This window comes from Ruegeria sp. BC8 (genome assembly GCF_056535705.1).
This window is the reverse complement of sequence record NZ_JBQFIV010000001.1, coordinates 1,263,776-1,276,080: the sequence shown is the minus strand read 5'-3', so window position 1 is coordinate 1,276,080 and position 12,305 is coordinate 1,263,776. Positions and strand designations below refer to the sequence as shown.

Genomic DNA, 12,305 nt, shown 5'->3' with positions numbered 1-12,305 from the left:
GCGAGGCACGTCATGACATGGTCCTTCGCCGTCGGCCGATTGCTCGGATCGGAACTGAGGGTCCATGTCACCTTCTTCCTGCTGCTGGCCTGGGTCGGCTTTGCCGCCTACTCTGATGGTGGGTGGCCAGCAGCCATCGACAACATCGTTTTTGTTCTGGCGTTGTTTGCCTGCGTGGTTGCCCATGAGTTCGGTCATGCGCTGATGGCCCGCAGGTATGGCATTCGCACACCTGACATCACTCTGCTGCCCATCGGCGGCTTGGCCCGCCTCGAGAGGATGCCGGAAAAGCCGATGCAAGAAGTTGCCGTCGCATTGGCTGGTCCAGCGGTCAACGTCGTCATCTGGGGCATACTTGTCCTTCTGGGTGCGGGAATGCAGGTTGAAACGCTGGCGCAAATCGACTCGACCCGCGTCGACCTGCTGAGCCGGCTGGCCTACGTCAATCTGTTCCTCGCGGTGTTCAACCTGATCCCCGCGTTTCCAATGGACGGCGGCCGCGTGTTCCGCGCCCTGCTCTGCCTGAAGATGGACAGGGTCAGGGCCACACGGGCCGCCGCCTTTGCTGGCCAGGCCGTGGCCGTCGGGTTCGGGTTTCTGGGGCTCAGCACCGGTAACCCGATCCTGGTTCTGATCGCGGTTTTCGTCTTCATCGCGGCAAATGCAGAAAGTCAGGATGTAGCAATGCGCTCGGTGGCGCGCCGCGTGCTGGCTCGCGACGCGATGATTACCGAATTCCACGCGCTGACCCCCCAAGACACGTTGGCAACGGCGGCCCAGGCCGTGATCCAGACAACTCAGCACGAGTTCCCGGTTTTGGGCGCAGACGGGCAGCTGTTGGGCTTTGTGACCCGCAATCGGCTGTTTGCCGCGCTAGCCGGCGATCACCCCCGGTCGGAACCCGCGACCTCGGTCATGGAAGAGCAAATCCCCCGGGTGGCCCTGACCAGTGGGCTCGAAGCCGTTCTGGATGGTCTCCATGGTGGCGCACCGGCCGTGGCGGTCTGCACCAAGACCGGTCAGATGGTCGGATACATCACCCGCGAAAACATTGGCGAATTGATGGTGATACGGGGCCGCTGACTCCGCTTATCAGCACGTTGCCAATGCATCCTGCAGAACGGACAGAACTGCATCGCGTGGCACGTCCGACGTGACGAAGGCCTGCCCGATCCCACGCGCCAGGATGAAACGCAGCTGGCCGTCAACGACCTTCTTGTCCTGAGCCATAAGGTCGACCAGATCTTCGGCGCTCGGCAGATCACCCGGAATATCAGACAGATCGGTCTTCATGCCCATCGCCTTCAGGTGAGCGCGGACGCGGCTCGGGTCTTCCTGGGAACACAGCCCCATGCGGGCCGACAGCTCGAACGCCAGGGCACAGCCAATGGCAACACCCTCGCCATGCAGCAGCCGGTCGGAATAGCCCGTCGCCGCCTCAAGCGCGTGGCAGAACGTATGCCCGAGGTTCAACAGCGCCCGGTCGCCTTGTTCAGTCTCGTCGCGGGCCACGATGTCGGCCTTCATCTGAACCGAACGGGTGACCGCCTGAACCCGGGTCGCCATGTCCCCGGCCGACAGCGCGGGGCCGTTGCGCTCCAACCATTCGAAGAAATTGGCATCCCCCAGAAGGCCATATTTTACGACTTCACCATATCCGGCCAGAAAATCACGCGCCGTCAGGGTGCCAAGCACTGAGGTATCAGCCAGAACCAACGACGGTTGATGAAACGCACCGATCAGGTTTTTGCCTTGCGGAGCATTGATACCGGTTTTGCCTCCCACGGAACTGTCGACCTGCGCCAGAAGCGAGGTTGGGATCTGCACAAAGCGCACACCGCGACGCAGCACTGCGGCGGCAAAGCCCCCCAGATCTCCGATTACTCCACCGCCGAAGGCTACGACGATATCGCGCCGTTCGATCTTTTCGGCCAGCAGCCATTCGACGGCGCGCTCGAAATGCGGCCAGCTTTTGGTCGCCTCACCTGCGGGCAGAGCCAATGCGGTCATTTCCACCCCGGCCGACGCCAAACCGCTGCGCAAAGCATCCAAATGCAAACCGGCCACGGTTTCATCGGTCAGAACCGCTACACGCGGACGGTGCAGCATGGGTTTGATCCGCGCACCGGCCTGAGCCAACAGGTCCGGCCCGATTTCCACGTCATAGGACCGCTCGGCCAGATCAACGTTAACTGTCTGATGCATCTATTTGACTTCCAATACATCCGGGCGCGTCATCAGCTTTTCCAGAACCCGGTCAACCATATCCTCGATGGCGGTGTCGCCGTCCGAATTCACCACCAGATCAGCCTGTGCGTACAACGGCACGCGGGCCTCGTACAGGTCACGCAGCGTTGCATACGGATCAGATGTGCGCAGCAAGGGTCGCGTGTCTTTGTGGCGCACCCGGTTCCACAACACTTCCAGATCGGCGCACAGCCATACGGAAACCCCACGGTCCGAAATCATCGTCCGGTTTTCTTCGCTCAGAAAAGCGCCACCGCCGGTCGACAGGATACCCTTTTTCTCGTCCAGCAGACGGCCGATGACCTGGCTTTCTTTGGTGCGAAAGAACGGCTCGCCGTCCCGTTCAAAGATCTCGGGGATGGTCATGTTGGCAGCCGATTCGATCTCGCTGTCACTGTCGAGGAATGGAACACCAAGGCGCGCGGCCAGAGCGCGCCCCACGGCCGTCTTGCCAGCGCCCATCATGCCGACCAAAACCACCGTTTTGTGCAGGTCAAAGACCTGCCGTTGTCCGGCCGGCGCCACGTTATGCTTAATTTCGCTCATTTCCCTGTGAATGACGTGATCTTGGGAAAAATGCCAGTTATAACTTGGCCAAAATCGAAAATTGAGGCAGCGTTGAGCCATGGGCCGTCTGATCAAATTCCTGTTGTACCTAATTTGCCTGCTTTTCATCGGCTTGGTGGCCTATGCGTATCTTGGCCCGTTCTTCGGTGCCGACTTCTCGGCCCCGCAAAGCGAAATCAGCGAACCGGTAATTCTGGATGTCAACTAGGGCCGTCGTGCTGGCGCTTGCACTGACCGGCCAAGCCGCCGCACAAACCGAACAGCCGCTATCCGCGATCGACTGGCTGGAGACGGCCCCTGACCTGTTGCCGGGGACCGTATTGCTTGAGCCGCCGGTTACCGATACCGGCCTGCAGCCCGACATCCAGGTGTCTCCGCTCGAGGCCCTTTCGCCGCCGTTGGGATTGGTGGATGGGTCCGCGACCGGGCTGCCGGTTGATCTGTGGCTGCCCAGCGATCCGGCCCGGCTGGCCGAACTTATCGCGCGCGTGCCGGTCAAATCGAACCCTGCCATGCAGCGGCTGTTGTTCACACTTTTGCTGACCGAGGCCCGCGCACCGGCGAATTCCAATGAGCCAGACGAGCTCCTTCTGGCGCGGCTGGATCGCCTGATGCAGCTGGGTGCCGCCGATCCGACGCAATCCTTGGTGCAGCTTGCCGGCCCCACCGATACGCCTGAGCGGTTCAAACGTTGGTTTGACGCAACTCTACTGACCGGCGACGAAGATCGCAGTTGCACTGCGCTGATCGCGCAACCGCATTTGTCGCGGGATTATTCCGCGCAGGTCTTCTGCAAGGCCCGCAGAGGTGACTGGGCTTCGGCCGCACTGACACTCGAAGCGGCGCATGCGCTCGAATTACTGCCGCCCGCGCAACTCGATCTGCTTGATCGCTTCCTAAGCCCAGAGATGTTCGAAGGCGCCGCCTATCTGCCGCAGCCCGAAGACCCCGATCCGCTGACGTTTCGCCTGTTCGAAGCGATCGGCGAGCGACTTCCGACCGCCTCGTTGCCGCGAGCCTTTGCCAATGCCGACCTGCGCGATGTTGCCGGTTGGAAGGCCCAGATCGAAGCGGCCGAGCGTCTGACCCGCATCGGCGCGCTTACGCCGAACCATCTGCTGGGCCTTTATACCGAGCGCGCGCCTGCGGCTTCGGGCGCGGTCTGGGATCGCGTCTCGGCGGTTCAGCGTTTCGAAACGGCGCTGGAGACCGGAAGCCCCGAGGCAATATCCAAGACCCTGCCGAAAGTCTGGGCAGAAATGGGTTCGGTCGGGCTCGAAGTGCCCTTTGCCGAACTGTTCGCCGAGCGCCTGATGCCGATCAAGCTGTCCGACCCGACCACCGAGAATCTGCGCTGGCGCATCCTGCTGTTGTCCGAGTTGTACGAGGATGCCGCACGATCTGTCCCCGACGGACCCGAGGCCAATGCCTTTCTGGCTGCTTTGGCATCGGGCCAACCCGAGCGTTCGAACTCGCCCTCACCGATGGCTGACGCCATCGCCGAAGGGTTTGCATGGTCGGCGCCGATCCCGTCCGATATCCGCGCGATGTTGGAAGCAAACCGTCTGGGTGAGGCAATTCTTGAGGCCATGCAGATGTTCGCGCATGGCGCGCGCGGCAATCTGGTTGACTTGACTGCGGCCATCGCGGTGTTCCGACATGTCGGCCTGGAAGACACGGCGCGCCGCGCCGCCTTGCAGTTACTTGTTCTGAAGGGGGCCTGACTGTGTCCGCTCCGGCGACACAAGACTTGTGGATTTCCGCGTTTCTCGAGGCGCAGGCCGCAGAACTTGGGGCGGCAACCAATACTTTGCTGGCCTATGGGCGAGACTTGAAGGACTTTGGCGCTTGGCTCGACCGGCGACATGCCGGGTTCGAAGCCGCCGACCAAGATATGATCGAGGCCTATCTGATTGACTGTGACGCACAAGGCCTTTCGCGCGCAACCCGCGCCCGCCGCCTCTCTGCCATCAAGCAATTGTACCGTTTCGCGTTTGAGGAGGGCTGGCGCTCGACCAATCCGGCCATCCAGATCAAAGGCCCGGGACGCCAGAAAAGACTGCCCAAGACGCTGGACGTGGCAGAAGTCGACCGCCTGCTTGAGGCCGCCAGGCAAACAGGGCGCAGTACGGCAGACAAGCTGCGCAACACGTGCCTGATGGAAATTCTGTATGCGACCGGGATGCGTGTGACCGAGCTTGTTTCCCTGCCGGTATCATCCGCCCGCGGCGACCCACGCATGCTGCTGGTTCTCGGCAAGGGCGGAAAAGAGCGCATGGTGCCCTTGTCACCACCTGCGCGCGATGCTTTGGCGGCATGGCTGACGATCCGGGACGAAGCCGAAGATGCAGCAGTCGCCAACGGAGGCCAGCGGTCCCGGTTCCTGTTTCCTTCGCGCGGAAAATCAGGGCACCTGACCCGTCACCGGTTCTTTGCACTGATAAAGGAACTGGCCGTGCAAGGCGGTGTTTCTCCCGACAAAGTCACGCCACACACGCTGCGCCATGCCTTTGCGACGCATCTTTTGGCCAATGGGGCCGATTTGCGTTCGATCCAGACCCTGCTTGGTCACGCCGACGTCGCGACGACCGAAATCTATACGCATGTCCTGGACGAGCGCCTGTCGGAGCTGGTGTTGCAGCATCACCCGCTTGCCAAGGATGACGGTCGAGACTAGGGCCAAACCCTTGATCGCGCGCATCTGCGCCCCCATAACCATTGCATCAACAATACCTGAAACGGACCGATGGACTCTGACCCTTCTCTTCTCGATGGCGCCTTCTGGCTGACTACGGCCTCAATTCTGCTTCTGCTGGTACTCTCCGGCTTCTTCTCGGGGTCTGAAACAGCGCTGACGGCGTCTTCGCGGGGTAAACTGCGGGCGCAAGCCGACAAAGGATCGCGCGGCGCGCAAAAGGCGCTGGAGATCACTGATGACAACGAACGTCTGATCGGCTCGGTCCTGCTGGGGAACAACCTCGTCAACATCCTTGCAGCCTCGCTGGCCACGGCGTTGTTCACCCGACTGTTCGGAGAAAGCGGCGTGGCACTGGCCACCTTGGTCATGACCCTGCTTGTTCTGGTCTTTGCTGAGGTGCTGCCCAAAACCTACGCGATTACCAATGCCGAAAAGGCCGCAGCAGCAGTCGCCCCGGTGATCGGTGTTGTCGTTACTGTGTTTTCGCCGGTGGTGGCCGCGGTACGCCTGCTGGTGCGCGGGGTCCTCCGCCTGTTCGGGGTTCAGATCGACCCCGACAGCAACATCCTTGCCGTACGCGAGGAGATCGCCGGTGCTCTGCAACTGGGCCATTCCGAGGGGGTCGTCGAAAAAGAGGACCGCGACCGCATCCTGGGCGCGCTTGACCTCGGCGACCGCACGGTAGAGGAAATCATGCTGCACCGCTCGAATATCGAGATGATCGACGCGGACGCAGACCCTGAATCGATCCTGAAACAATGCCTGGAAAGCCGTCACACGCGCCTGCCGGTGTTCCGTGGCCAGCCCGAAAACATCGTGGGCGTCGTGCACGCCAAGGATCTGTTCCGTGCCATGTACGCAAAGGCAGGCGGTAGCGATGGCGGGGCGGAAAGACTGAAGTCATTTGACATCCTCAAGGTGGCAAATGACCCCTATTTCGTACCGGAGACCACCACGCTGGACGATCAGATGCGGGAATTCCTGCGCATGCACAGCCATTTTGCGCTGGTGGTAGATGAATACGGATCGCTGCGCGGGTTGATCACGCTCGAGGACATCCTCGAAGAAATCGTCGGCGAGATTGCCGACGAATTCGACGTGGACGAAGATGTGACGGTTACGCGAACCGAAGACGGACAGTATCTGGTCGAAGGCTCGATGACGATCCGCGACCTGAATCGTGCGATGGACTGGTCCCTGCCCGATGACGAGGCCAACACCATTGCCGGGCTGGTCATCCACGAAGCGCAGATGATTCCGACCGTTGGTCAGGTGTTCTCGTTCCACGGATTCCGGTTCGAGGTCGTCGAACGCGAGGGCAACCGGATCACCTGGTTGAAGGTGCGGCCGCTCTGACGGACGGCTGGCGGAAACGACAAACTCGGTCGTTTTCGTGACAGATACCAGCGCCGCTCCCCTGCACCTTCGGGCCAGACGCAAGGAGGTGCGGATGAAAACCACGTGTCAGGTTGCCGTGATCGGCGGTGGAGTTGTCGGGTGTTCGGTGCTGTATCACCTGACCAAGCTGGGCTGGTCGGATGTGATGCTGCTGGAACGGTCGGAACTGACCAGCGGATCGACGTGGCACGCGGCGGGCGGGTTCCACACGCTGAACGGCGACACCAACATGGCCGCGCTTCAGGGCTATACCATCCGGCTGTACAAGGAACTGGAAGAGATCACCGGCATGTCCTGCGGGCTGCACCATGTGGGCGGCATCACGCTGGCCGACAATCAGGACCGGTTCGACATGCTGCTGGCCGAGCGCGCCAAGCATCGCTTCATGGGGCTGGAAACCGAAATCGTCGGCCCCGACGAGATCAAGAAGATCGCCCCCATCACCAACACCGACGGCATCATTGGCGCGCTGTATGATCCGCTGGACGGGCACCTCGACCCTTCGGGCACGACCCACGCCTATGCCAAGGCCGCGCGGATGGGCGGCGCCACGATCGAGACCCACTGCATGGTGCGTGAAACCAACCAGCGCCCCGACGGCACGTGGGACGTTGTGACGGACAAGGGCACCATCCACGCCGAGCATATCGTCAACGCTGGCGGCCTCTGGGCGCGCGAGGTGGGCGCGATGGCGGGCATCTACTTCCCGCTGCACCCGATGGAGCACCAATACCTCGTCACCGACACCATCCCCGAAATCGAGGCGATCATCGACGCGGGCAGCGAGCATCCGCACGTCATGGACCCGGCCGGCGAAAGTTATCTGAGGCAGGAAGGCCGCGGTCTCTGCATCGGCTTCTACGAACAACCCTGCAAACCCTGGGCCGTGGACGGCACGCCGTGGGAGTTCGGGCACGAGCTGCTGCCCGACGATTTCGACAAGATCACCGACAGTATCGAATTCGCCTATCGTCGCTTCCCGGTTCTGGCCGAGGCCGGTGTGAAATCAGTGATCCACGGCCCTTTCACCTTTGCGCCCGACGGCAACCCGCTGGTCGGGCCGGTGCCGGGCGTGCGCAACTACTGGTCGGCCTGCGGCGTGATGGCCGGGTTCAGCCAGGGCGGCGGCGTCGGTCTGACGCTGGCGCAATGGATGATCGAGGGCGAGCCCGAGCGCGACGTCTTTGCCATGGACGTGGCCCGGTTCGGCGATTGGATCACCCCCGGCTATACCCGCCCCAAGGTGATCGAGAATTATCAGAAGCGTTTCTCGGTCGCCTACCCCAACGAGGAACTGCCCGCCGCGCGGCCCAACCGCACCACGCCGATGTATGACATCTTCAGCGATCTGGGCGCGGTCTGGGGCCAGCAATACGGGCTCGAGGTCGCCAACTATTTCGCGCAAGGGGGCGAGCCGACCTATGAAACCCCGTCCTTCCGCCGCTCGGACGCCTTCGCCGCAACGGGCCGCGAGGTGCGCGCCGTGCGCGAGGGCGTCGGCATCAACGAGGTGCACAATTTCGGCAAATACCTTGCCACCGGTCCGCGCGCCCGCGACTGGCTGGACCGGATCATGGCCGGGCGCATCCCCGCTCCGGGCCGCCTGTCGCTGACGCCCATGCTGTCGCCCAAGGGCAAGCTGATCGGGGATTTCACCGTGTCCTGCCTGGGCGAGGAGGAGTTCCAGCTCACCGCCTCCTACGGCGCACAGAACGTCCACATGCGCTGGTTCCTGCAGCATCAACAAGACGGCGTAACCGTTGAGAATATCAGCGACAAACGCAACGGGTTCCAGATCGCCGGCCCCAAAGCCCGCGAGGTTCTGGCCGCTTGCACCCGCGCCGATTTCAGTGACATGCGCTTCATGGACGTGCGCCGGATGGTCGTCGGCATGACCGACTGCATCGTGCAGCGGGTCAGCTATACCGGCGATCTGGGGTTCGAGATCTACTGCGATCCGATGGCGCAACGCCAGCTGTGGTGGACGCTGTGGCAGGCCGGGCAACCGCACGGCATCACCCCCTTCGGCATGCGCGCGATGATGAGCCTGCGGCTCGACAAGTTCTTCGGCTCGTGGATGCGCGAGTTCTCACCCGACTACACAGCCGCTGAAACCGGGCTGGACCGCTTCATCTCGTTCTCCAAGAACGTCGATTTCATCGGGCGCGCTGTCGCCGAGGCCGAGCGGGCTGAAGGAACAGCCCGCAAGCTTGTGGCTTTTGAGGTCGAAGCCGAGGACGCAGATGTGAACGCCTACGAACCCATCTGGCATGACGGCGCAGTGGTTGGGTTTTGTACATCCGGCGGGTACTCGCATTTCGCACAGAAATCAGTTGCCATGGGCTTCCTGCCAACGGGACTGGCGGCCGACGGCTTGGCGGTCGAAATTGAAATCCTGGGCCAGATGCGCAAGGCGCGCGTACTGACCAGTCCACTATTTGACCCTGACGGTGCGCGTATGCGGGGGTGACAGCCGTTCCGGTTGGCGGCAAGGTGGCCGGCATGGAGGATATCCCCATCATCTTGCTGGCCGCCGGTAGCTCTCGCCGTATGGGCGGAGTGGACAAACTGATGCAAATTGTCGACGGTCAACCACTGATCCGACGCTCGGCTGAAACCGCGCGAGCTGTCGGGCCGGTCATCGTCGCCCTGCCGCCGGCACCTCACCCGCGATACACCGCCCTGAGTGGGATGAACTTGAAGATCGTTTCTGTTCCCGATGCGGATGAAGGCATGAATGCCAGTTTGCGCAGGGCGGTCGCGCAGCTGCCGGTATCAACCCGGGCAGCGATGATCCTGCTGACCGATCTGCCAGAGCTGACATCAGACGATCTGCGCGCGGTCCTCCGGTCGGTCACCGAACATCCTGACAAGCTGATCTGGCGCGGAGCGTCTTCGGACGGCGTACCAGGCCATCCTGTGATCTTCGACCGAAGTCTCCTTGCTGATCTGGCGCATTTGACCGGAGATGGCGGCGCACAAGCCATCGTACGCGCGCATCTGGACCAGGTGCACCTACAGCCTTTGCCGGGTCAGAACGCTATTCTGGATCTGGATACGCCCCAAGCGTGGGTCGAATGGCGCAAAAAGCAAAGATCCCAAAAGTAACGCGGCCCGGTCGAGAACGACCGGGCCGGTTGCCCAAAACAGGACTACCACTTTCACCAATCCCGAAAACGCGGCCCGGATGTCGTCAAGACATCGGACCAATGTGCTGCCGAACCGAAACAAGACCCCCTCGTTAACATGCCGCTCAGCGCTTCCGGTGACTGAGATCTGCCTTCAAGCACCCCCTTGATGCTGTCAGGCCCCCCTTTCACTTGGGCACGTTCATCGTCACCGATAAGTTCAGTGCAAACAACGTAAAATTGGTTGAATCGGTTAATTTTGCCGGATTCGTGATGGTATTTCCGCAACAACGCGCGTCACGGAAATCTACCCAAGGTTGTTCGTTCGCTTTGCCATTGCTGACCCACGACAAGAAATTTTTAGCGCTAAACGATCAAAATGACATTTTTGCAAAGACCTATTAGACAAATACCGCCTTCTGAAAGGGCGGTGGCGCAACCTGTGAGTGTCCGTGAAAATTCGGTCAAAAGCCGCCGCTGGACTGTTAACAAATTTGATTCAATTCAATGCTTTTGCGAATTTGACCCTCATTTCGGCAACAATCCACCGATTCGAACGGCAACTCCCCCGGCCGATTCCCGGGATTGCGAGCGCTACCAGACGCCTGCAATGTGGCAAAATTAAGATTTATTAATTGATCAGTCAGAAAACGCAAAGACTGGCGGCTCATGTTCCCTGCAAAGCGCACATCAACAAGCGCCGAACCAAGGAGACCTAGTCAACATGAGCATCCGCAAATCCCCCCTTATTCTTCCTCGCACCTCAGGGCTGTTTGGCGCCACCGCGCTGAGCGCGGCGTTGCTGGCCGCGACCGCCATTCCGTCGCAGGCCGACGAAGCCCTGGCGGATCTGGTCGAAACCGTTTCACCGTCCGTGGTAACCGTCATTGCCTCGATCGACGCGGCCCCGTCGCCGGCGAGCGGCCAGGAGTTTGATTTCGAAGGCCAGCCTTTTGGTGAGTTCTTCAAACGTTTCGGGATTCCCGAAGGCTTTGACGCCCCGCGCCGTGGACCCAGTCAGGGCCTGGGGTCCGGGTTCGTACTGGATGAAGATGGCTATATCATCACCAACCACCACGTCGTCGACAAAGCCAGCAAAATCACCGTGCGCCTGAACGATGATCGCTCGTACGAGGCTGAAGTCGTGGGGACCGATCCCCTGACCGATATCGCGCTGCTCAAGATCGACGCGGATGAGGCGCTGCAGCCGGTCCCGCTGGGGGATAGCGACGACATCCGCGTGGGCGAAGACGTGGTCGCCATCGGCAACCCGTTCGGCTTGAGTTCGACCGTCACGACCGGCATCGTGTCCGCCAAGGGACGCAATATCTCGGAAGGCCCCTATGCTGAATTCATTCAGACCGATGCAGCCATCAACAAAGGCAACTCGGGCGGCCCCCTGTTCAACATGGACGGTGAAGTCGTCGGGGTGAACTCGGCCATCTATTCGCCCAGTGGCGGGTCGGTCGGACTGGGTTTTGCTGTAACTTCGAACATCGTCGAGCATATCGCTGCGGACCTGCGTGACGATGGCCAGGTCAGCCGTGGCTGGCTGGGTGTCTCGATCCAGAACATCAGCCCCGAGCTGGCCGCAGCGATGGGTGTCGATGGCACTGTCGGCGCACTGGTGTCCGAGGTTCTGCCGGACAGCCCCGCTCAGGGCGTGCTGCAACAGGGCGACGTAATCATCGCCTTCAATGGCGAACAGGTCGACTCGAGCAGTGAACTGCCGGTCCTTGTTGGCACCACAGCCGTCGGAACCGACAGCAAGGTCACCGTCCTGCGCAATGGCAAGGAAGAAACCCTGAACGTCACGCTCGGGCAGCATTCGGCCCAGATGGCGGCAAACGCGGAACCGACCGATGACGCGGTGGCGGGCAAGACGCTGGGTGTCACCGTAGCACCGCTGTCCGAAGCGACTCGTGCGCAGATCGGAGTTCCCGAGAACGTGCACGGCGTGGTCGTCACTTCGCTCAAGCCGGACAGCCCGGCGGCCAAGGCCGGTCTGCGGCAGGGCGACGTGATCGTGAAGCTGGGCAACCAGGATGTGGAAACACCCGAAGCGCTCAAATCCGCGCTCGAAGATCAGAAAACCGATCCGGCGCTGATGCTGATCAACCGCGGCGGCAATCAGATCTTCGTCGCCGTCGAGATCGCCTGACCTGCGTCCCGCGCGCACCGCATGATGGGGATATCCGGTGCGCGCATCTCCTGGCGGACACGATTTGTCCACGTGCTGTCGGGATTGCCGGGTGCGGATTTCGCAC

Annotated in this window: 10 protein-coding genes; 8 read left to right on the top strand and 2 right to left on the bottom strand. The window is 61.5% G+C overall.

What is annotated here, in order from left to right:
* The first annotated feature begins 12 nt into the window (after window positions 1-12).
* Window positions 13-1,083, top strand: coding sequence for a site-2 protease family protein (locus ACR3EK_RS06475; protein ID WP_170371191.1), 1,071 nt, complete (start codon window positions 13-15; stop codon window positions 1,081-1,083).
* Window positions 1,084-1,092: 9 nt separating this feature from the next.
* Here ACR3EK_RS06475 and aroB read toward each other — a convergent pair whose 3' ends face one another.
* Both aroB and ACR3EK_RS06465 read right to left on the bottom strand, forming a co-directional pair.
* Window positions 1,093-2,205, bottom strand: coding sequence for a 3-dehydroquinate synthase (gene aroB / locus ACR3EK_RS06470; protein WP_170437297.1), 1,113 nt, complete (start codon window positions 2,203-2,205; stop codon window positions 1,093-1,095).
* Window positions 2,206-2,793 (bottom strand): shikimate kinase, encoded by a 588-nt coding sequence (locus ACR3EK_RS06465; RefSeq protein ID WP_170580172.1) that lies wholly within the window; start codon window positions 2,791-2,793, stop codon window positions 2,206-2,208. It abuts the gene before it with no gap.
* A 79-nt stretch (window positions 2,794-2,872) separates the two neighbouring features.
* Here ACR3EK_RS06465 and ACR3EK_RS06460 point away from each other — a divergent pair, with 79 nt between their 5' ends.
* From ACR3EK_RS06460 to ACR3EK_RS06430, 7 genes are all read left to right on the top strand, one after another.
* Window positions 2,873-3,022 carry a hypothetical protein gene (locus ACR3EK_RS06460; RefSeq protein ID WP_170338962.1) on the top strand — a complete coding sequence of 50 codons (150 nt, stop codon included), beginning with the start codon at window positions 2,873-2,875 and terminating at the stop codon, window positions 3,020-3,022.
* Entirely contained in the window at window positions 3,012-4,538 is a 1,527-nt protein-coding gene (locus ACR3EK_RS06455) for a hypothetical protein (RefSeq protein ID WP_170538377.1), read from the top strand. The genes ACR3EK_RS06460 and ACR3EK_RS06455 overlap by 11 nt, the downstream gene beginning before the upstream one ends.
* Window positions 4,539-4,540: 2 nt before the next feature.
* The gene (locus tag ACR3EK_RS06450) at window positions 4,541-5,491 is read left to right on the top strand and encodes a site-specific tyrosine recombinase XerD (RefSeq protein WP_480632975.1); all 951 of its coding nucleotides are present in this window, start codon (window positions 4,541-4,543) and stop codon (window positions 5,489-5,491) included.
* 69 nt (window positions 5,492-5,560) lie between these two features.
* Window positions 5,561-6,868, top strand: coding sequence for an HlyC/CorC family transporter (locus ACR3EK_RS06445; RefSeq protein ID WP_170339536.1), 1,308 nt, complete (start codon window positions 5,561-5,563; stop codon window positions 6,866-6,868).
* A 94-nt stretch (window positions 6,869-6,962) separates the two neighbouring features.
* Window positions 6,963-9,380: a GcvT family protein gene (locus ACR3EK_RS06440; RefSeq protein ID WP_480632974.1), complete on the top strand. Its 2,418-nt coding sequence runs from the start codon at window positions 6,963-6,965 to the stop codon at window positions 9,378-9,380.
* The gene (locus ACR3EK_RS06435) at window positions 9,377-10,018 is read left to right on the top strand and encodes a nucleotidyltransferase family protein (RefSeq protein ID WP_480632973.1); all 642 of its coding nucleotides are present in this window, start codon (window positions 9,377-9,379) and stop codon (window positions 10,016-10,018) included. Before ACR3EK_RS06440 ends, ACR3EK_RS06435 begins: the two co-directional genes overlap by 4 nt.
* 744 nt (window positions 10,019-10,762) lie before the next feature.
* Entirely contained in the window at window positions 10,763-12,199 is a 1,437-nt protein-coding gene (locus ACR3EK_RS06430) for a DegQ family serine endoprotease (RefSeq protein ID WP_480632972.1), read from the top strand.
* Window positions 12,200-12,305 lie beyond the last annotated feature (106 nt).